Source organism: Candidatus Eisenbacteria bacterium (assembly GCA_018831195.1).
GTDB lineage: Bacteria > Eisenbacteria > RBG-16-71-46 > CAIMUX01 > JAHJDP01 > JAHJDP01.
Genome location: JAHJDP010000097.1, coordinates 52,986 through 74,640, shown reverse-complemented (window position 1 = coordinate 74,640; position 21,655 = coordinate 52,986). Strand labels below are relative to the sequence as shown.

The window sequence follows — 21,655 nt, the reverse complement described above, 5'->3', positions numbered from 1 at the left end:
GCGACCTATGCGCGCTTCCGGTTCTCGAAGAGTTCCATCGCGGGTCCTGAGGGTTCCGCGCTGGATGGCGAGGTGGAGGATTATGCTGTAGAGATCCAAGAAGCGGAGGAAGAGGTCGAGTACGACTTCGGCGATGCGCCCTCACCCTACCCTACGAAGATGAGCGATCAGGGCGCCTACCATACGATCGATTCTGCATTCAAGTGGGGCGCCGCCGTGGATTCTGAAACCGACGGGCAACCCGACGCCAATGCGATGGGGGATGACAATGACGGCATCGATGATGAGGAAGCTTCGGTCAGTATCACCGGAGGCACATTGCTCTTTAACCAATCCGTTACCATTGTGTCGAACGCTTCGGTCAAAATCGGCATGTGGATTGATTGGGACCGGGATGGCAGCTGGCAGAACAATGGCTGGGATATGACCATAATGAACAGTTCTCCGTATGATGCGACGGTGAGTTTTGGGCTGGTTACGTTCAATCTCAACCTCACTCCCGGCATATACAATCTTCGGCTTCGCTGCTATCAGGACGCGACCACTACCGCCGACTACACAGGTTATGGCGGCGTGGGCGAGGTGGAAGACTATCAATTCACGTATGTGGAGGAGATCGTCGCATTCGATTATGGCGACGCTCCTCTACCATATCCCACGCAGATGCAGTTGGGAGCCAAGCCCGACGACGCCTGGCGCCACCCTATCGCCGAGGGTGTGTACCTGGGCCAGTCGGTCGATTCCGAGGCCGACGGGCAGCCCAATGCCGATGCCACCGGTGACGGCGCGGACGGGATTAGCGACGACGACGGCGTAACCTTTGCCTCATCCTTGATAGCAGGGGAAACGGCGAATCTTGAGGTAACCGCCTCCGTCGCGGGATTCTTGAACGGCTTCATTGACTTCAATCAAGATTATGATTGGGATGACGCTGAAGATCAGATCTTCTGTGAAGAACCTCTGACCGCGGGTGTTAACTACTTGTCGTTTGATATGCCGCCGGATGCGCAACTGGGGGATACCTATGCGCGGTTCCGCTTTTCCACCGAGAAGCTGTTCCGATCCATTCAGACGGAAAACGCCTGGTATGCCAAGGATGGTGAATTGGAAGATTACGAAGTCACGGTCATTTCAATGGGTGATTTGGCGTCAGGGGCCAGGCTTATCGCAAACCACCCCAATCCATTCTATCCAAGCACTCAGGTGTCTTTCATGCTGCCCAACAGCGCCAATGTGATCTTGGAAATATATAATGTCCGAGGGGAATACATTACGACGCTCCTGAATGATGAACGGGGACCGGGTCTAAATCGGGTTACTTGGGATGGAAGAGACCGCTCAGGCGATGAGGTGGTGTCGGGTGTTTATTTTGCCAAGATGAAAACACCCAAATATACAGGAGCCATAAGGATGGTGCTTCTTAAATAATTTACGTGCAGTCAAATCGGAGGCGATTAGGCACGATCATTACTTGTTGGGCTCAGGCGCAGTGTCCCAGGCGCAATGTCCCATACTATCTCCGAATTATTTATCCCTTGCAGAAATTCCCTCATAGCTGAGGCTCACCTCTCGTTCGATCATGTAGCGGAGGGCTATGAACAAGAACAGGTTGAACGCCAATCCAATGAGCGCCCCCCACTCCTCCCGGTAGAACATAAACACTTGGCCGAAGAGAATGGAAACCAGGATCGACCGCTGAAACATCCGGTAGGCTTGGAGCCGGGACCGCCGGATCAGGAAGACGCCGGCCGCCACCAGCGCCGCGGCCAGCAAGGACGAACCCAGCAAGGCCGCGTCGGCGAATCCTTCCATACGATGTATTGTTAAAGCTCTTCCCGGCCAGGGGATGCGATCGATGGCAATTCGCCCTTTCTTGTCCAATAAGAGCGCGACGTAGAGCAGCTTCACAATCAGCTGACCGATGAAGAAAAGGACCAGCGTGGTGTGGAAGAGGGCCAGTTCCGTGATCCGCCGATAGATGTCGATGGCGCGCCGGCGCCAGCGCTCAGCCTGACCGGGTCTATCCGAGACCAGATCCGCATTCTGGAGCAGCGCTCGCAGTCCGACGGCCAAGGGTTCCCGGGAGCCGCTCTGTTCCAGGTAGAACAAAGCCCGGTCCCGTTCCTCCGAGCTCAAGTCGCGCAGGGCGAGTTCCTCGGTCTCTTTGAGCGCGTTGACCAGATACTCCTCACGGGTCGCGATCCGTTCGCGGTGGATCGACCTCACGGCCAAATAAACAATAATGAAAATCACATAGATGATCGCCGGCGCCGGTTGGAAGAAGTAGTCGTTGTCCCGGGTGACAAACTTGCCCACCTCGTCGATGAACATGCCGAACCCCACGCCCCCCACCAGGGCCGCCAGCTCGCGCGCGCCCCGGTCCAAATAGGAGAGGGCGAGAACCACGCAGGTGGTCATGAGCAGTCCGCCCCAGAGGAGGTGGGCGATGTGCAGCTGCCCAAGGCCGATTTTCGGGTAGCCGGTGATGTCGAGATAGAAGCGGATGACCAGCACCGAGGAGACGGCCGCGACCAGGAAGAGGTCAAGGTGGCCGCCGGCCTGGAAATCGCGGAGAAAGCGCCGGTGAATGCGGCTTCGCTGCGGTCGAGCCGGATGGGGGCTCTGTTGACCATGGCGTGGGTTCAAGGGATCTCCTTGGCGCCGGCCTTGTCGTCTCGATGTGACATCACCGGCCAAGTATAGACGGTCCGGGAGCCGCTTGCATCCGACGCCTCTTTCCCCGTGCCGCCCGCCAGGGGATGCCACCGGTTGGGGGCCAAAAAGAGGAAATCCCATAAATCATTACTTAAATGTAAATAATTTCTTGACGGCGTCTGAAAATATTAGATATATTGCAATGTTTTATAAGAAGGTCTGCTTTTGAAAGGGCCTTCATGGATTTCTCGAGAGATTTTCGGCTCTGCAAAGGCGCCTGCAAGGGCATCCGCCTTCGAATTCGAGAGGAGATACGTTATGTCTAGATTTGACCATGCGCTGCGATACCTTGCGGCGCTTTGCCTCGGTCTGGCGGTCTGTTTGACTCCCGCCATCGCCTCAGTGAGTTTGCCTCACTCAAACATCGACTGGAGTACCGTTGGGGATAACGTGGAGTTTCATCTGCGTTTTATCAACGCCGATGCCGAGCCCACCGGCCCGGTCAGTGGGACACTGACCCCACAGGAATTTGGGGTATTCCTGCCGGGCTTCGGATCTCCGCGGCCCTTCGATATTCCGCCGCTGGCGCCCGACAGCTTCTTTGATGTCTTCATAGAAATTCCGCTCGCCGAGCTGCCTCAGAATCCGCCCGAGGCGAATACTGGTGACGGATTGGATGTTCCTTGTCCGCCTGGTGATCACTGGGACGGGAATATCGACGTCTTATGGAATGGCGCTGGAGAGCAAGGGGAGGTCGATTACCATGCGGGGGAACTCATGGTCTGTCCGGGCGGCGGCGCCTCGCTGATCCACTTCCGCACATTGACCTGCACCAGCCCGGCCGGCATGACATGGTCAATCACCGGTCTCTGCCCGGATTTCAATGCCATCTTGGTTGAGGAGGACATGATCACACCCGCTCCCAACCCAGTGCCTCCGGGATGGACCGGTTATATCAGTGTCACGGCGGCGGCCGGTGCGGCGGTGCCCGATACTTGCTGCTTCCAGGTGACCCTTTTCTGCGATGGCGTGCCAGGCGTGATCGATCTCTGCGCCATCACCTGTGATTGTGGTACAGCGGGGTCGAATCCGGACCTCGGTGCGGTTGATTGGGAGACCCTGCCGGGAACTGACATTGTTCAATTCCACCTGCGCTGGGACAATCCGAGTTTGACGGAGACAACATCAATGATCAGTGGAACGATGAACTCGCAGGAGTTCGGCGCGTTCATGCCGGATTTCGGCCCCATCGGGCAGTTCGATGTTCCAGCGCTGGCGCCTGATAGCTTCTTCGATATCTTCTTCGAGGTAGCGCTCGCCGATCTGCCGCCGAATCCAATCACGCAGGGCGAACCGCCTCCGGGTGGACCGTGCCCGACAAGCGATCATTGGGACGGCAATGTCGATATCGCCTGGGATGGCTCCGGCGGCCCCGGCCAGGTGAACTATCATTTTGGAGATCTGACGGTGTGCGCCGGCGGCGGCGCCTCGTTGATCCACGTTGCGGAACTGGTCTGTCCGACGGATATGCCCTGGACGATTTCGGGACTCTGTCAGGATTACAGCGCCATATTGGTGGACGAGGATCAGATCACGCCCGCTCCCAATCCCGTGCCTCCGACATGGTCCGGTTACATCAAAGTCACGGCGGCGGCCGGTGCGGCGGTGCCTGACACTTGCTGTTTCCAGGTGACTTTCCTCTGTGAAAATGTTCCGGGCGTGATCGATCTCTGCGCCATCACCTGCGATTGTGGTACGGCGGGCGTAGGATCCAGCCTGAACGGCCTCAAGTTCGGCATCCACAGCGTTTTTCCCAATCCAACCGGCGGGTCATCCACGGTTAATTTCGCCTTGCCGACAGCCCAGCAGGCGAAACTGGAAATCTATGATGTGGGCGGGCGCCGGGTGCGCACGCTTGCGGAGGGCTCGTTCGAAGCCGGAGTGTACTCGGTCATGTGGGACGGCCAGGATGCGGCAGGCCGCCCCGCTCAGCCAGGCATCTACTTCATCCGCCTGGCGAGCGAAACGCAGAGTATGAGCAAAAAGTTAGTGCTACGCCGCTAATTGGCAGTGAACCTGAGATGTGGGGCCTCGGCACGCCGGGGCCCCATGGGTTCCACCACCGGAAGCCCGCGCTCACCCGCATCCGGCATCGTGCGCGCAATGACTATTCGCTGAGCGGCTTTCATCCGTCTTCCTCTACAAGTTCAGGACGAAAGATCTTAGTGAGACGAAAAGAGTTATTATAGTAGATTAGCGGTCGACTTGGGCGAGGGAGTGAGAAGACAATCCGATGGGGCCGTCAACCTCACTGGATTATCTGTCGCCTTTTTAATGGAACCAAGATAGGATATCCCTGTTTCTTTCATGTTCCTGCCGCTTTGTTCCTTGGTGATGATAGGGGGTGAACATGTTACGCATTGCCGTTGTTTTGATGATTGTGCTCACAGGAGGGATACCCGTGTCAGCCAAACTCATCACGCAACCAGTCGTCTACGAGGATAATGGCGTCGCGCTGGAAGGGTATCTTGCCTATGACGACGCCTTTTCGGCGCGTCGGCCTGGAATCCTCATTGTTCATCAATGGATGGGATTGAGTGAAAACGAAAAGATGCGGGCCGAGATGCTCGCCAAGATGGGATATGTGGCCTTTGCCGCGGATGTCTATGGCCGCGGCATTCGCCCAACCAATGTGCAAGAAGCTCAGGAACAGGCCGGGAAGTATTACGGCAACCGGGCTCTCTTCCGTGAGCGCCTGGCCGCCGGGCTCGCGCGACTTGAGCGCCATTCCCTGGTGGATACAGAACGCGTTGCCGCTATCGGTTACTGTTTTGGCGGCGGTGGTGTTCTTGAGCTGGCGCGTTACGGCGCCGATTTGGCCGGTGTTGTAAGTTTCCATGGAAGTCTGGATACGCCGAACCCTGAGGATGCCAAGTCGATCAAGGCGAAGATTCTCGTTTGCCACGGCGCCATTGATCCCCATGTCGGCCCGGACGCGGTGCGCGGTTTTGTAGAGGAGATGGAGGCCGCGGGGGTTGATTACCAATTGATCCTGTACGCGGGCGCCGTCCACGCTTTCACTCAGAAGGGGGCCGGGAACGATCCGTCGCGTGGCGTCGCCTATAATCAAGCGGCTGATCAACGCTCCTGGCAGCATATGCAGGATTTTTTCGCCGAGATTTTTGAATAATCGGCTCAGTAGCAGCTATTATGCGACGGTCAAGTCACCTGGGCCGTCGTCCTGCTGATTGTATCACGGGTTCATTTTGTCCTGGAGGGGGGAATCATGCGGGGTCTGCTGATTTGTGCGCTGATGTGCATGGCCTTTTCATCCGCGGCCGATGAGGGGATGTGGATGCCGAGCCAGCTGCCTGAGCTGGCGGCGGAATTGGAAGCGGCCGGGCTCGAGATCGATGCGGCTTCTTTAGCCGACCTGACAGCCTACCCCATGGGCGCCGTCATCTGGCTCGGGGGGTGCACGGCCTCCTTCGTTTCAGAGCAGGGATTGGTCGTGACCAATCACCATTGCGCCTACGGTTCTATCCAACATAACTCCACGGAGGAGAACAATATTCTCGAACACGGTTTCCTCGCCCGCTCGTTCGAGGAGGAGTTGCCGGCGGCGCCCGGAAGCCGGGTTCTGGTGACAACAAATGTAGAAGATGTGACCGAGAGGATTCTTTCCGCGATTCCGGAGGGTGCAAAAGGCAAGGAGCGTTACGACGCCATCGAGGCCGCCGAGAAAAGTCTGATTGCTGAATGCGAAAAACAAGAGGGTGTGCGCTGCCGTGTGAGTTCCTTCTACGGCGGTGTTCTTTATCAATTATTCACTCAGATGGAAATCCGCGATGTGCGCCTTGTTTATGCGCCCGCCCGGTCGGTGGGAAAGTACGGCGGCGATGTCGACAACTGGATGTGGCCCCGCCACACCGGAGATTTCTCATTCCTCAGAGCTTATGTCGGTCCGGACGGCAAGCCCGCCGATCCGGCGCCCGAAAATGTGCCGTATCATCCGGAGCACTGGCTGCGGATTGCGGTGGATGGGGTGAAGGACGGTGATTTTGTCATGGTTGCCGGTTATCCGGGCGGGACCAACCGGTACCGCCTTGCCGACGAAGTCGAGAACCGCATCAACTGGTACTATCCGATGCGGGCTAAAGTCTATGGGGATCTTTTAGCTTCCATAGATCGGGCGGTTGAACAATATCCCGATGCGAAGCTTAAACTCGCCCCGATGATCTCAGGACTTAACAATACGACCAAGAACTATGCAGGGATGCTCGCCGGATTCGATCGCACCGATGTGGTCGCGGCGAAGCGCGAGCTGGAAGCGGGCCTGGAAGCCTGGATCGACGCTGATCCGGAAAACAATGCCGCCTATGGCACGGCGCTTGAAGAACTACAGGCTTTGCTGGTCAAGGATCAAAAGTATCAGGAACGCGATCTCTACTGGGGTGTCGTGAGCCGCTGGTCGATGTTGAGCTCTGCATCCCGGCTCTACCGCCTCTCGCAAGAGCGGAAGAAACCCGATATGGAGCGGGAACCCGGTTATCAGGAGCGCGATCTGGATCGCATGCGCCGTCGTCTGGAACGGATGGAGACGTCTTATGACGCCCGTGTCGATCGGCAGGTTTCAAAAGACCGGATCCTCATGTATGCGACCCTCGCACCTGAAAACAGAATCGCTGCCTTTGATAATTATTTCGGCATTGGTCCCGGCGGCGCTGATGACGCGGCATTGGATCGGATACTCGATGAAATGTACAACAAAACCAAATTGGAAGATTTAGATACCCGGCTTGGGTGGATGGACGCTTCGGTTGAAGAGTTCGAAGCGAGCGCGGACCCCTTCATCCGTCTTGCCGTCGCGCTCTATCCTGCAGAACGCGAGATGGAGGATGAGGAAGAGGCCCTCAAGGGAGAATTCGAGGACGTCCGGCCGCGGTTTATGGAGGCGCTGATCGCCTATCAGCGCAGCCGGGGCGTTTCGGTCTATTCCGATGCCAACTCCACACTCCGGGTGACGACGGGTCATGTGGCCGGATATGAGCCGAGAGACGGTGTCTGGTATCTTCCCTTCACCACGCTTGAGGGGCTTCTCGAAAAGGAAACCGGCGAAGAACCCTTTGATTCACCCCCCGCTCTGCTGGAGGCGATTCGCGCGGGTGAATACGGCCCCTATGGTCTCGAGAATCTGGGATCGGTGCCACTGGATTTCCTGTCGACACTGGACACGACCGGTGGTAATTCAGGATCGCCGACTCTCAACGGCCGCGGGGAGCTTGCGGGCTTGCTGTTCGACGGAGCTTGGGAAAGCCTCTTGTCGGATTGGTACTACGAAGACGAGCGGGTGCGTTCTATCCATACCGATGTTCGCTATATGCTGTGGGTCATGGATAGGGTGGACAAGGCCCACCGTTTGTTAAAGGAGATGGGGGTGAAACCCAGCTTCGCCGGAGAATAACCCGCATCCCTTTGAAACTTGGAAGAGGCCTCTTTATCGCGTTCTCAGGACGCGCTGTGTTGCTTCATCGAAGCGTGTTTTCAGCCGGAGAAAATAAACGCCGGATCCAAGTTCGCGGCCGGTATCATCGGTGCCATCCCAAACCACCTGATAGCGGCCTGCTTCCAGTTCCCCAAGATTGTTGAATTGCCGCACGAGGCGTCCGGTCAGATCATAGATCGACAGCCTGACCTGCGTTTGTGCAGGCAACTCATAGCGAAGGCTCGTGCTGCGATGAAACGGGTTGGGGAAGCTCCTGAGGGATACTTGACGGCCGGGGTGGAGATCCGGGTCTCCATCCTCGACATCCGAGGATTCCAGTGAAGGACCATAAATCTGCAAAATCCCCTCGCCCACGGCTCCCGCGAGTATGACGGGATCAGCGGTCGGCAGGATAGTCATATCGACATAGGCGCGATCGTCGGCCAGAAGAGTCCAATGGTCTCCACCATCTTCTGAATAGACAATATGCGGCGTGGTGGGGTTTCCCACAAGAACTTGATCAAATGGATCGATCCCAGCGATGAAATCAGGATCGGCCGCGGAAATGTCCAACTTTTCAATAAATTCAAAGACCGCCAGGCCGATTCCCGGTATATCCAGGGGCTCCCAAAGGTCTCCGCCATCCTCCGAGCGGTAGACGCAGGGGGATCCCACGGCGGCGCCGACGACCGTGAACATACGCGATGAATTCAGCGGATCGATATCGATATCAGCGATACCCGCCGCAGGAAGACCATTATTTAGGATATTCCAGTTCGCGCCACCATTAGTGGATCGATAGAGGCCATCGCTCATGCCCGCAAAGATCCGCAGGGGATTATCGTGGGCCGCGATGATCTTATTGCAGGCTGGATTCGTCAACCCCACGTTTCGCTCGCTCCATGTCACTCCCGCATCCGTCGATTCGAAGATGCCGTCATAGAATGTGCCGGTGTAGAGATCGGTGGGGTCTATGGGATTGACGCCGATGGACTTTGTCCAATGACTCTCGTTGGGCCGCTCCTGCGTCGACACTCCATCGTCGGTAGAAACATAGACGCCCGAGTGCAATCTGAGTGAGTGTGAAATGTACAATCCGGAGGGGAATATGGCCAAAGTGTTATAAACGCGATCCGGCATGCCCTGCGTGGGAAGATCAGGGCAAATCCTCTCCCAAACCGCCTCGCGTCCATCACCGGGGCGCCCGGTATCACCGGTCCAGCGGTGGATGCCGCCTCTGATACCGACACAGAAACGCAGGGGGACGAAAGGGTCGGACTCGAGGGCGTTTATGTCTTCTGCATAGAGCCCAGTGGTCGACCGGGACCAGCTGGCGCCGGCATCGGTGCTGTTGTAAAACCCTCCCGCCGGAACCGCATTCCCGGCGTACACGCCGCCGGGGTTTTGTGAAGCCGCCACCGCCCAGCATTGCCGCGCACCGGTGGGGATCCCATTTGAGGAACTGCTCCAGGTCAATCCGCCGTTGGTGGTCTTATACACGCCGTGGCTGTAGAGAGCCGCATAGGCATGTCCTTCATTGAAGGGATCACACGTCATGGAATGATAATCGAAATTCGAGTAGGCGGGAATCCCGGAATTGGCCGAGGCCCAGGTTAGACCGCCATCGGTTGAACGATAGACGCCGCCGTCGACGCCGGTATTGTGAGCCCAAAATGCCAAATAGGCCAGTAACGGATCCTGTGCGTCAAAGATGATCTCTCTAATTGTTAAAGAGGATACCGCGCTGAAGTCATCGTTATGCGCGGCCCAAGATGAGCCTGAATCGGTCGAAATGAAGAGACCGCTGTTGGTTCCGATCAGCAGGCGGGTGGGATCCAGGGGATCAATGGCGATGGCGTTTCTGGCGCTGGCCCCGGGAATCGGGATCTCAGTCCAAGTCTTGCCGGTATCGGGACTGACATAGACCCGGCTGCTGGATAAATAGTAAACCCGCGATGGATCGATCGGATCGAAAGCGAATTCGATACCGGTCCCGGTGTCGGTTCCAGTATGGGACCAGGACCACGTCTGGCCACCGTCTTCACTGCGCACCGGCCCCGCGGCGAAACCGGCCGCCAGCAGGATATTCGATTCCGTCGGATGGACACCCAAGGCGCGGTAGTCGATCTGGGTGAGCCCCTGATTGAGGCTGGTCCAGCTGTTTCCCCCGTCAGAAGATCGATGAATCCCACCGGTGAAGGTTCCCAAATAAATCATCTGTGAATCGTTGGGGTCGGGAACAATGATTCGGATCATGGCCCCCTCGGGTCCATGAAGGGATCTCACATCGGGAATCTCGCGGTTGAACAGGACATCATCAAAAATTCTCTCCGGCGGCATTTGCGGCGTCGGGCGCTCGGGAACAAAGAGATCATCGGCTTCAGGCCAAAAGCTTACCGAGCCGGATGATGTCGCGTGGGCGGCCGTTCCACTGAAGATGATGAATGTCAGAGAGAGCAGGGCGGCTTTCAAATAGAATGATTTCGTTTGAGCCATGGTGGTTATCCTCCCGGAGGCTATTATACCGTGTTTATCTTACCTCAGACAGCACCGGAAATGATGAGATTCACGCCGCATCCTCCACCTTGGGCAGGGCGAAGGAGAGCCCTCCGTGCTATTCTCAACGGCTCCATATATCTATCTCATTATATCATAACACGTTAGAGCGCTTTCTGATCGGGGCGCCCTCTCACTTCAGGAATTCTCCAAAGTCCACTGAACTCCATGAAATCGAATCGAGAAGATGGGCATGTCTGCCGATGAGTAAAAGAGCCTGGTCTTTTGATTGTGGTGTCTTTAAAGCTAAATGTGAGGGTTCAGGTTATGAGTCCTAGGGACAAGTTAAAGAGGGTCCTCGAGGGACGCTTTGAGATCCTGGATCTCTTCAGCGATTCAAGTCCGGGGAATATTTCCGATCGGTTCTCATCCGTCATTGGAATAGACCGAGAAAGTATCTCTGATGATGAGGTCAAGGAACTCTTCGAACATTTCATTTCAGAAGGATCCATTCTCCGCGCTCTGACCCTTCTTAAAATTCTGTCTCTGAATGACCGGGAAGGGAATGACTTGGCCCCTCTGCTTGCCTCGCTGTTGGAGAGGGAGGCTCTATCCGATATCCGCCCGGCGACGGTCGATCTCTTGGCAACGAAGTTATTGGGGACAAACCGGCCATCGGTTGCATGGAACAACTTGATGAAAACCTCTTTGATCTTTCAGGCTGCGTCAGCGGGGGAGGTTGATAAGCCTCAAAGTGATTGGCTGGTCTGTCATGATGAGACCCCGATTCAACCGGATGCGCCCCATGGTATGCTCCTCTACCTTCGCATTGTGAATTCGCTGCCGGATAGTTCAAGTCCGGTCTGGAATAGAAAGAACACGAGAACGAAAGTCCCGATGCCGGTTTACTTTTCATTGGTGGGACACCCCGACTCAAATCTCAAATTCCAAAAATATGAAGCCGCGTTGGTGGACCTTTCGCCGATGGGTATGGGGCTCCAGCTTGTGGATCTTTACGGCTGTTTAAAGCCGGCGGAGTTGAAAGACCGGCGTATCCGCCTGGAAATCGTTCTCCCTTCGAGGAAAGACAATGTACATACATTCGCCACAATCATGTGGTGCAAGGAAGAAGAAGTTCGTGGACGGAAAATGATTCGATTCGGCGCGAAGTTTCAGGAGGCGATACCTGAGCAGGTCGCAGTCATTCAACAGCTAATTAAACAAAGAAAAAGGGATCAACAACTCTTATGGAGCCTCTGGGACACAAAAACGACCAATCTCTGAGTGTGGAATTACCGCGGCAGACCATCAGTATCGGCGGCGGTAAAGGGGGTGTGGGCAAGAGCCTTGTGGCTATCAGCTTGGCCTACTGGCTGGGCCGGCTGAAGAAACGGGTCATCTTAATGGACGGTGATTTTGGGGGCGCCAACCTTCATACAATGCTCGGAAACAGAATGCCCGAGGTCACTCTCGAGGATTTCTTGCTGCGGCGAGTGGAGAATCTCGAGGAAGTTCTTCAAGAGACTTTCATGCCGAATGTCTCGTTATTGGCCGGGGGCATGGACATTCCGTCCTTGGCTAATCCGAACTTCAGCCGGAAAACGCGAATTCTGCGAGCCATTGATAAACTGGACACGGACTTCCTATTAGTCGATCTCGGTGCGGGAACGAATCTGACAGCCCTTGATTTCTTTCTTGCCAGCCCGCGCAAGATTGTCGTGCTGCGACCGCAGCCGACATCAGTCCAGAATGCCTATGGATTTATCAAAGCGGCGTTGTATCGGAAAATATCTCGCATCCTCTGGCCAACACCTTTGCGGGGCTTGCTTGATGGCTCGGGTGATCACCCGGATGAGAGTATCCCCAGGTCCGTCGAGGAAATCTTTGAAGAGGTTTCCTCAGAGATACCGGAATCCCTTCCAGCCATAACGCAGGCGGTCGAATCTTTCCATGTGGACATCATCCTGAATATGGTTCGTGATCCCCGTGAAAAGCGGATCGCCGAGGTCATCCATGAAGTCTGCCGGCAGCATCTGCAAATCGGGAGCACAACGCTGGGGTCCATTCCCTTTGATATGAGTTGTGAGCGGTGGGCGACCCGGATGAACCAGGGGACATTCGCACAAAACGCTCAGGATGGCGCCCTAAAATCCGCCTATCAGATTGCCTATAACCTGATAACTCAGCCAGAAGCGAGAGATGCCGCGGCCTGATCGTCATGAATAACAACATGTTGGTAGACTAGACCCGTTCCCGGATCCCGCAACTTCCAACCGTATCAAACCTCATGCCTTCGAACGGCTCCCGCTGTCTCTATCGATCCCGGCCGATAGCTTAAACTTCCACAAGAGCTTAAGGGTTCTCTGGGGGGCCGAAAGGTTGAAGGATGCCGGGTTGAGCGGCCGATATCCAACTAGAGGAGCGGGAATGGACTTTGGGGTCCGGGCGTCTTTAGCGCCCTGGCCTGGCATTTCATTATCTCGATACACGGTCATTATGGGATGGAGCGTCTGCCGATATGTTGCCATCGGGAAACCCTGATTCGACCTCTTCATGGGATGGAGAGGGTCGTGTAGCGCCTGAAGTCTCAGGGTATGGGAAATCTGAGCTTGGTGATCTATTGGTTGGGCGGGGATTGATTACCCGCGGCCAATTGGATGAAGCACTTGCGCTGCAATCGGATTCGCGTGAGCGGCTCGGTGGCATTCTCTGCAAACTTGGATATATCGGCGAGAGCGATCTTCTCAATACACTAGCCACGCAGTTCAACCTACGCATGTTTGAACCCGCCAAGGATGCCATAGAGCCGGCCGCCATAGACTTTATTCCGCTGGAATTCGCCCGGCGATACAATGTTTTGCCTATCCGGCTTGCCGACGAGTTCCTCACCGTGGCTCTTTCTGATCCTCTGGACGTTGAAGCCCGCGATCAGTTACAAAAAATTACGATGCGCAAAGGTCTATCCGTCGAATATCTGCTGGCGCCTCCTGACGTCCTGGAGCGCACCCGTGAAACGAATTACAACCGGGTTGAAGGCAGCCGGAACGTCAATCAACTCATCGATAAAGTAATGGGTGAGATTGAGGTTATGCTCCCGTCCGATGACGAACCCGACGAAGATGAAGTTCAACGGCGGGCGCAGGATGCCGGGGTCATTAAACTCGTTGATCAAATGATTGGAATGTCGCTTGAGGATCGGGCGACCGATATTCACATAGAACCGCAGGAGCATAATCTTGTAATTCGGTTTCGCATGGATGGCCTGCTCTATGATGCCCTAACACCCCCGCGAGCCGTCTATACCGGTGTTATCTCCCGGATCAAAATATTGGCCAATATGGATATTGCTGAGCGACGCGCCTGCCAGGACGGCCGGTTTACATATAAAAAGAACCAGCGCGAAGTGGATATTCGGGTTTCAGCCATTCCAACATTACATGGTGAAAAACTTGTCCTTCGTCTTCTTGATAAAACAACGTTTAATTTCTCCCTTAGGGACTTGGGGTTTTCCGAAACCAATTACAAGGTATTTACTAATGCGATTCATAATCCATATGGCATGATCTTGCTTTCAGGACCGACCGGGTCTGGGAAATCGACAACGCTTTATGCGAGCCTTCTCGAACTGCGGAATGAGACGCGAAACATCACGACGATTGAAGATCCTGTGGAGTATCAAATCGATCGGATTAATCAGGTTCAAGTAAATATCCGCAAAAAGATTACATTTTCGAACACGCTGCGTTCATTTCTCCGGCAGGACCCCGATATTATTATGGTTGGAGAGATCCGTGACGCTGATACGGCTGATATTGCTGTTCGAGCCGCACTCACCGGACACATGGTCTTCAGTACTATTCATGCAAATGACGCCCCGGCGACCGCGACGCGGCTTGTCTCAATGGGTATTGAGTCCTTTATGGCGGCCAGCGCGTTAACGCTTGTCGCTGCACAGCGCTTGGTACGTCGCAATTGCCGTCATTGTCTCGAAGAGTATCAACCTCCTGATGAGGTCTTGCTCGCCGTGTCCAGTCCCGGCCAGTTGAACGTTAATGATAAGCCGATCCGTTTTATGCGCGGCGGCGGCTGCGCCCTTTGCAAAGGAAGAGGCTATACGGGTCGAGTTGCGATAGTCGAGATGATGCCGATTACAACGGGCATACGGCAACTCATCGCAGAAAACCGTCCCGCCGGCGAAATCCGGCACTTGGCTTTGAAAGAAGGCATGAAAACGTTGCGTCAGAGCGGATTTGAGAAGGTAGAGACAGGGTTAACCACGCTTGAAGAAGTAATGAGAGTTTGTTTGGGCGACGAATAAATCGCCGCCACTTGACCCTTTGAGGCGCATAATGGGTAACTTTGCTTACATTGCAAAAACGAGATCCGGTGAGGAACGCTCCGGCCTCATTTCCGGAAATAGCATTGATGATGTCGTCAGGGATCTGCATTCCAACGGGCTCACGGTGCTCAATGTCATCGAAGATCGCGGACAGGGCCTGGATATTTCGTGGTTCAAGCGTTTCGCCCGCACACCGATTACATCGGTCGGCGTCCGTGAAATCGCTCTCTTCACCCGCCAGCTGGCGACTATCATGGAGGCGGGGATCCCGCTGGTTCGCGGACTCCGTGGGTTGGCGGATGATGCGGGCAGTCGGACTTTATCCAGGGCTATCGAAGATATCGCCGTACAAATCGAACGCGGAGAAAGTCTTTCGAATGCCATGTCAGCCCATCCGGCCGCTTTCAGTTCCATGTATATCAATATGATTCGTGCCGGCGAGCGAGCAGGGACCCTGGACAAGATCCTGGAGGATCTCGCTGTTTATCTTGAGAAAATTGACGCTATAAAGACAAAAGTTCGGTCGGCAATGGCCTATCCCGTTTTTGTCTTTCTGTTCGCGGTGGCCGCTGGTCTTTTTCTTCTCCTGAAAATTGTGCCGACATTTGAAGGGATTTATGCGGATCTGGGTCAACAATTGCCCGGTTTGACCCTCTTGATGATTTCGATCTCGCAGACCATTCGAAGTAACGCCTTCTTAACAGCTGGAGCTTTGATTCTCTTTCTATCTCTTATCTTTGTCTGGACACGAACCAGATCGGGGCGCTATATGCGTGACCTGTTTCTCATACGGATACCTATCTTTGGGCCGATCATACGCAAGGCGGTCATGAGCCGGTTCGCCAGGACTTTTGGCATACTTATTCGATCGGGATTGCCGATCCTAGAAAGCATCGATCTGGTAAAAGGGGCCGTTGGCAATGCCTATGTGGGCCATGCCCTCGGCAAAGTAAAGCGAAGCGTGGGGGCCGGACAGGGAATTACGGATTCGTTCCGTTCAACAGGGGTTTTCCCTGAAATGGTTTTGCAATTAATGAGTACGGGTGAGGAATCCGGAGAGATGGACGCCATGCTCATAAAATCTTCGGATTTCTATGATACACAAGTGGAGGCCTCAGTGCAGGGATTAACCTCGCTCATTGAACCGCTGATGATTGTCATAGTGGGTTCAATGATCGGGGTCATTGTCATCGCAATGTTCCTCCCGATTTTCCATTTGGGGGAAGCGATTATGAAAGGGGGATATAACTACTAGTCAAAGTTGACTGGGTTATCCAGGCGGCGTGCCGTATCCCGGCAGGCACCTGCTGGTCCCGTAACTTGGTCCGGGTCATTGCTGCAATGTGTGGCAGGAGGGTTCAAGATGAGTTTTTTCCACAAGAGACTTAATCAAAAAGGTTTTACAATGATCGAGTTGATGGTGGTCGTTGTTGTCGTCGCCATTCTCGCGGCAATTGCCGTTCCGCTCTATGGCAAGTATATCCGGAACGCCAGGCTAACCGAGGCGACCGGCCGGATCGGTGAGATCATCACCGCATCGAAAGCCTATGCTCAAGAGCACCAGGATGTGGCTGGAAATCCCACTTGGCCGCCTGCAGTGGGGGGCGGGATTGTCGATTTGAGTGCGACCGAGCTATTCACTTATACGATAACCGCGGGCGGCGGAGCTAATGCCAGCGCAAACCCTTTGACTATCCGTGCGACTGGAACCGTCGGGCTGAAGATGGCTGGTGTCTTGGTGGATGTTACCGTTCCTAATATAAACTCGAATGGTAGTCCGCCGATCATAACCAATCTGTAGAGATCCAGGATTGATCCACCGGGCTTCTGCGTCAGGCAGACCCGGTGGACGCCGGGATTTTGAAAGGTGTCGGTATGTCCAGCAACACTGATGATAGAACACATCCTGCCGGGAAGGAACGCGGATTCTCGCTTCTTGAAGTTCTGATAGCGGCGGTGCTTCTTATCATCGTTTTTTTCGGCCTCGCGCAATTGTATATGCGGGGCCGGAACCAGCTGGATTATGAGGAGGATCGCCGGAAAGCGATCGCCGTGGCCCAGGCGCGAATTGACGGCATAAGAAGTGATTACCGGTACGATACCCTGCCGGGGTTGGACGGAAACGACACAACCTATGTTGTCGACAATCGAAATTTCACGGTCTCGCATCAGATATTCGCCGGCGTTCCGGAGGCGGAGGCGACGACCGTGACGCTCAATGTCTCATGGACCGCGCGCGTCTATGGAAACAATGTAGACCGGACACTTGAGGTCACCACGATGCTGGGGCGAGGAATGCCATGAGACGCCGCGGCGGAAATGCAGGTTATACGGCGATCGAGATGCTCATTGCCTCTTTCCTCGGCTTGATCATTGTCTTCGCGCTAGGAAGACTTATTCTTACAAATCAAAGATCTTGGGAATGGGGCCGTGATAAGGCCGTTCTTCAACAGAATTCGACCGAGGCGCTTGAATGGATGGCTCGTTCCATACGTGCGGCTGGATCTCTCAGTACGAGTTCCGCAACTTCGTTCTCGACTCATGATTCGAGCGGCGTCCTAATCCATACCTATCAGCTGACAGGGGGAGGCGATCCCCGGATTCAGGAGGATGGAGTCAACCTTGTCGACAGACGCTGTACTCAGTTTAATGTTGTGCCCGACAGCGACACGACCAGTCTCTCTTTAACGCTGGAACTGGAAGATAACGCGGGAAATCTTGTTCTAGAAATGACCCGTGCCAGGCTTCGCAACCGGATTTTTGAATTCTAGGGGATGGAATAGTGAAAAGACTAAAGCACCCTTTGGGACATCACGGCAAGGGTTTTGCTCTGCTTACTGTCATGATTTTCATCCTCGTCATTCTTATCGCCGGTGTGTCCTTCTTCGCCATGACTTCCTATGAAACAAAGAGCGCCCTCTACCGTCAAAAATCCAGCGAGGCCTTTCTTCTTGCCGATGGCGCCATCGAACGCGCTCGCGCCAAATTCCTGGAAGACCGATCATGGCGTACCGGTTGGGTCGATGAGCCTGCGGGCAGGGGCAGTTACGACCTCACCGTGACGGATACGACTTTCGGCGGTCATTCGAATGTTGTACAATTATTGGCGACGGGCGACGTTCTGGATGCGCAGCGGCGTATCGAGGTCATGGCCGAGGTGCCGCCGTCGATTTACGGCCTCAGCATGCTGATCATGGGGGATGCCGATGTAGGAGGCAATTTCTGCCTGAATGGTGATGCCCATGTCAACGGGGATCCGGACTTCGGGCCGCATGATTCGCATTTGGCCTGCGATTATTCTTATACCTCTGGATTCATCATCACGCCGCCTCCGATCTACACCGATCCCGGTCATTTCCCGGATGCGACCTACTATAATGTACGCGCTGCCAAGGATGGATCGAAATACTATGCGCGTATTTTTACGGGTGACGGCACGGAGATCACCTCAAGCTGCGGGGATAGCTGTCAAAGTGTGATAAGTTACAACAGCGGGCAAAAGACCTTCACATATGACTTCGATAATAATGCCACGATCACCGCATATTTCGATGACGCAACGGGTGTTTTCAAACGCAATGCGGGAGACGTCGGAGTCGTTGTTAATTTTGGGGAGGTCCCGATCGTTGATCCGCCCGGAATATTGGGCGTCACATCCCTCATCTTCGATGGAAATTCCAGCACGACGATTCATGCGACGATCATCGGCGCTCGATTTACGGGCGTTACGGAATCGGACCGCATTGATTATAACTATTGGATAGGCGCTGTCGTCGAAGTATCACAGGTGATCTTCGAACCCTATTATGGAATCGCGATGATCGCCTACGATGTTGACAAGAATGGAAGCGCCTTGGTTCAGATCGGCACAACGACATGGCCGGCTCTGCTGTATGTCACTCGTGATATTGACAGGATAAATTCAAATTTTGCCCTCGTTGGAAGTCTCGTTTGTCTTCGTGATCTCGTGACGACAGGGGGGCCTGATGTCACTTACAACGGCGGCTTCATCCCCAATCTTCCTGGATACCTTGAAGAAGAGTGGCCGGGTGGGGTCTCCGGGACGCTAAAAATCCTAAATTGGCGTGAAATCGCCGCATTGGCGAATTGAAGGATAGGAGAAGGGTATTGTCTGTTTCAGGACCGGTTCGAACCGGTATCGACCTCGGCCATCGCTGGGTGAAACTGCTTCGGGGCCAAGGGGCTTCAACGCTGAAGCGAATAACGCATGCCGGTGTTGAAGAGATCGATATAAAGAGTTCGGATGATGAAATTGTCCGTACAGCCGAGGCCTTGAAGCGTTTGCTGAATCGGCTCGGTCTCAATGGAAAGAAACTGGGTACGATCGCCGTCGCCGTACGCGGCGAGGAGGCGAATGTACGCGAAGTTGCCCTGCCCCGATTGAGTACTGCTGAGCTTCGCCTGGCGCTTCCATTTGAGGCAAAAAAACATCTCAATCTTGAGGATATGATCTCTCCGATCCTTGATTTTCAGATTATGGGAAAACAAGCGCCTGAGAAGGAGGGCGATCCTGAAGAGATGCGGGTTTTGTTGGCGGCCGCTCCACTTTCGCAGCGTGAATTTTCTTTAAAGGTGCTCTCTCAGTTGGGGCTGGAGCCCAATGTTGTTGATCTTGAACCTTTGGCCGGGCTCAATGCGCTGCTGGCCGCAAAATCGTCGGCGAAGACCGGAGTCTTAGGATTATTAGATCTTGGGGCGCAGCATACCCGGCTCTATATGACACAGGCCGATGGCGGCATTCTGACCCGGACCATTGGACCCGGTGTGCCCGATAGCGCGGATGCTGACGAGGTGAATGGATATCTGGACCGTCTTGCTGAACAAATCCGCGAGACCCAAACTTTCTATCGATCAAGATTTAGAAAGGATCTCGGATTGCTGATGGTCGGTGGAGGAGGCGCCCTCAATACTGGATTATGCGAAAAATTGAATGCGAAGATCGGCGTCGATCTGTCCATATTGGACCCTCTCGAAGGACTCGAAAAATCCAAGAAGGCAGAGCAAGAGATAGCGGCAAAGGGGCCACACTATATCACAGCCTGTGGACTCTGCCGCTGGTGGGATCATACCGATGTTTAAAATTAATCTATATCCTGAGTACATCGAGAATCGACGGCTTGCCAAAGAGCGTATGATTTATACAATAGTTCTTTCTGCAATGACGACCATTGGAATTTTGATTATCTTTCTTCTCCTGCTCAGCGCGTCCCTCGTTAGGGAACGTACAAATGCCATCCGGGCGGAGGTGGCCAGACTGGCCGACCAGGTGAATCGCAAGACGGAGATGCAGCCTGGAACAAAATTGATATTGGAGCTTTTGGAAGCCCGGGAGAACCGCATCAATTGGTCCCCAAAACTCGCGGCGGTATCGCGACTCATCAACCCATCGCTGCAATTGGAGGGCATGAACGCGGAACTCGCACAACGAGGCCATTCTGTCAGTTTCCAGCTTTCCGGTTTTTTCCTGAGTGGGGGATCCGATATGGAATCGATCTCCGAATTCGTCGAGGCCCTCCGAGGAGATCCAAGGATTGCAAGCGATCTTCCGGATGTGACACTCGGCAATTTGCAGGGGCGGAGCTCCAGCCGCTTTCAGGTCTTTTGCCGCCGTGGGGAAGAAGCGTTGTGACGCTGCAAAAATGGAAAAAACGGGCCGGATTGACGATCGGTACCGCCGTCCTTCTGCTTCTCCTTGGGCTTGTCATTGATTTGGGCGCCGTGAACCGGCAGCTCGGTGAATACGAGGATTTAAAGGTGCAGAGGGAACAACTTCGCCGGCAGTTGACGAAGATCGAGAATCAGAGCGCATATGAAGACCGATTGGCCGGCTACTTTGCCGGTATGAAGGGAGATTCACTCGCGATTCCGGCAAAACTTGTTGATCCCATAGATTTTCTTGCGGGGGGGCTGCGGAAATCGAATCTCAAGAGACTTGAGTTGAGAACGGAAAAAAGCAGCCAGACCGGCCAGCTAACGCGCAATCGGTATTTTCTGCGGGCGAATGGTTCTTACAACCAAATCATCGATTTTTTTAAATGGCTGGAGAGGGGAGGGCAATTATCCACTATCGACGCCTTCTCCATTGAACCAATAATCGATTCAAGCGACCTGGAACTACGCCTGAATCTCTCGATCTATGATCCGCGGATGGAGTCCTAATTCGTGAGCCGACTTGCACAGAAAAACCGAACTATCTGGTACGCCTTGGCCGTTCTCTTCGGGGTCTGTCTCTTTCTAGGATTCAGGACCCAAACCGTCGTCACTTCAGTGCTCTGGAATGGAAACAGCACGGGGGAACAGCAGATCGTCGTCGAGAATGGGGACCTCCTGGACAGACTCAGCGCGAAGGACAGCCTGCTCAGTGTTGACGTCGAGCTGACAAGAGATCCGTTTAAGGTTCCAAGCCGGCCGAAGTCCCGGCCGCGGACCTCTGATGTTAAACTCAAATCCAAGAATGAGGTTGTTAAACCGGTTCTGCGGGCATTGCTCTTTGATAATGTTAATCCATCTGTGCAACTCAGCGTTGGTTCCACACAATCAAGCTGGCTTCGGGTAGGAGACACCTTTCAGGGCTGGTTCATCCAAGACATCACTTCGAGTGGAATCACGGTTGTAAAAGACGAAGAAGAGGTGTTTTTGCAGTCACCCTAGGAGGTGAA

Annotated in this window: 19 protein-coding genes; 16 read left to right on the top strand and 3 right to left on the bottom strand. The window is 54.5% G+C overall.

All coding sequences use genetic code 11. From position 1 onward, the window contains the following. Positions 1 to 1,428, top strand: a 1,428-nt coding sequence (locus KJ970_17185) for a hypothetical protein (protein MBU2692652.1), incomplete at its 5' end; no start/stop codon positions are given. A gap of 96 nt (positions 1,429 to 1,524) precedes the next feature. Here the strand turns inward: KJ970_17185 and KJ970_17180 are convergent. Together KJ970_17180 and KJ970_17175 are read right to left on the bottom strand one after the other, a co-directional pair. Then, complete coding sequence (locus KJ970_17180) at positions 1,525 to 2,646, bottom strand: hypothetical protein (protein MBU2692651.1); 1,122 nt, start codon at positions 2,644 to 2,646, stop codon at positions 1,525 to 1,527. Next, the gene (locus KJ970_17175; protein MBU2692650.1) at positions 2,643 to 2,780 is read right to left on the bottom strand and encodes a hypothetical protein; all 138 of its coding nucleotides are present in this window, start codon (positions 2,778 to 2,780) and stop codon (positions 2,643 to 2,645) included. Before KJ970_17175 ends, KJ970_17180 begins: the two co-directional genes overlap by 4 nt. Before the next feature lie 193 nt (positions 2,781 to 2,973). On the opposite strand from KJ970_17175, the gene KJ970_17170 reads away from it, so the two are divergent. The 3 genes from KJ970_17170 to KJ970_17160 all read left to right on the top strand — a co-directional run bounded on the left by KJ970_17170 (position 2,974) and on the right by KJ970_17160 (position 8,119). Next, positions 2,974 to 4,719, top strand: a complete 1,746-nt coding sequence (locus KJ970_17170) for a T9SS type A sorting domain-containing protein (protein MBU2692649.1) — start codon at positions 2,974 to 2,976, stop codon at positions 4,717 to 4,719. A gap of 346 nt (positions 4,720 to 5,065) precedes the next feature. Further along, on the top strand, positions 5,066 to 5,845 hold the full coding sequence (locus tag KJ970_17165; protein ID MBU2692648.1) for a dienelactone hydrolase family protein: 780 nt from the start codon (positions 5,066 to 5,068) through the stop codon (positions 5,843 to 5,845). A gap of 96 nt (positions 5,846 to 5,941) precedes the next feature. Beyond that, positions 5,942 to 8,119 (top strand): S46 family peptidase, encoded by a 2,178-nt coding sequence (locus tag KJ970_17160; GenBank protein ID MBU2692647.1) that lies wholly within the window; start codon positions 5,942 to 5,944, stop codon positions 8,117 to 8,119. Between the two features lie 33 nt (positions 8,120 to 8,152). Here the strand turns inward: KJ970_17160 and KJ970_17155 are convergent, their stop codons facing one another. Next, positions 8,153 to 10,636, bottom strand: coding sequence for a T9SS type A sorting domain-containing protein (locus KJ970_17155; GenBank protein MBU2692646.1), 2,484 nt, complete (start codon positions 10,634 to 10,636; stop codon positions 8,153 to 8,155). Between the two features lie 327 nt (positions 10,637 to 10,963). On the opposite strand from KJ970_17155, the gene KJ970_17150 reads away from it, so the two are divergent. The 12 genes from KJ970_17150 (at position 10,964) to KJ970_17095 (ending at position 21,647) form a co-directional block, all read left to right on the top strand. Then, positions 10,964 to 11,920: a PilZ domain-containing protein gene (locus tag KJ970_17150; GenBank protein ID MBU2692645.1), complete on the top strand. Its 957-nt coding sequence runs from the start codon at positions 10,964 to 10,966 to the stop codon at positions 11,918 to 11,920. A 2-nt stretch (positions 11,921 to 11,922) separates the two neighbouring features. Beyond that, positions 11,923 to 12,849 carry a P-loop NTPase gene (locus KJ970_17145; protein MBU2692644.1) on the top strand — a complete coding sequence of 309 codons (927 nt, stop codon included), beginning with the start codon at positions 11,923 to 11,925 and terminating at the stop codon, positions 12,847 to 12,849. A 422-nt stretch (positions 12,850 to 13,271) separates the two neighbouring features. Next, positions 13,272 to 14,954 carry a GspE/PulE family protein gene (locus KJ970_17140; GenBank protein MBU2692643.1) on the top strand — a complete coding sequence of 561 codons (1,683 nt, stop codon included), beginning with the start codon at positions 13,272 to 13,274 and terminating at the stop codon, positions 14,952 to 14,954. 31 nt (positions 14,955 to 14,985) lie between these two features. Continuing rightward, a complete protein-coding gene (locus KJ970_17135; GenBank protein ID MBU2692642.1) occupies positions 14,986 to 16,230 on the top strand; it encodes a type II secretion system F family protein in 1,245 nt (414 codons plus the stop codon). Between the two features lie 108 nt (positions 16,231 to 16,338). After that, positions 16,339 to 16,776, top strand: coding sequence for a prepilin-type N-terminal cleavage/methylation domain-containing protein (locus KJ970_17130; GenBank protein ID MBU2692641.1), 438 nt, complete (start codon positions 16,339 to 16,341; stop codon positions 16,774 to 16,776). 74 nt (positions 16,777 to 16,850) lie between these two features. Next, positions 16,851 to 17,279 carry a prepilin-type N-terminal cleavage/methylation domain-containing protein gene (locus KJ970_17125; protein ID MBU2692640.1) on the top strand — a complete coding sequence of 143 codons (429 nt, stop codon included), beginning with the start codon at positions 16,851 to 16,853 and terminating at the stop codon, positions 17,277 to 17,279. After that, entirely contained in the window at positions 17,276 to 17,746 is a 471-nt protein-coding gene (locus KJ970_17120) for a hypothetical protein (protein ID MBU2692639.1), read from the top strand. The genes KJ970_17125 and KJ970_17120 overlap by 4 nt, the downstream gene beginning before the upstream one ends. A gap of 11 nt (positions 17,747 to 17,757) precedes the next feature. Continuing rightward, the gene (locus KJ970_17115; GenBank protein ID MBU2692638.1) at positions 17,758 to 19,086 is read left to right on the top strand and encodes a pilus assembly PilX N-terminal domain-containing protein; all 1,329 of its coding nucleotides are present in this window, start codon (positions 17,758 to 17,760) and stop codon (positions 19,084 to 19,086) included. A 17-nt stretch (positions 19,087 to 19,103) separates the two neighbouring features. Beyond that, entirely contained in the window at positions 19,104 to 20,075 is a 972-nt protein-coding gene (gene pilM, locus KJ970_17110; GenBank protein MBU2692637.1) for a pilus assembly protein PilM, read from the top strand. Beyond that, a complete protein-coding gene (locus tag KJ970_17105; GenBank protein ID MBU2692636.1) occupies positions 20,068 to 20,625 on the top strand; it encodes a hypothetical protein in 558 nt (185 codons plus the stop codon). The genes pilM and KJ970_17105 overlap by 8 nt, the downstream gene beginning before the upstream one ends. Beyond that, the gene (locus KJ970_17100; GenBank protein MBU2692635.1) at positions 20,622 to 21,155 is read left to right on the top strand and encodes a hypothetical protein; all 534 of its coding nucleotides are present in this window, start codon (positions 20,622 to 20,624) and stop codon (positions 21,153 to 21,155) included. The genes KJ970_17105 and KJ970_17100 overlap by 4 nt, the downstream gene beginning before the upstream one ends. Positions 21,156 to 21,158: 3 nt before the next feature. Further along, on the top strand, positions 21,159 to 21,647 hold the full coding sequence (locus tag KJ970_17095) for a hypothetical protein (GenBank protein ID MBU2692634.1): 489 nt from the start codon (positions 21,159 to 21,161) through the stop codon (positions 21,645 to 21,647). The last annotated feature ends 8 nt before the right edge of the window (positions 21,648 to 21,655 follow it).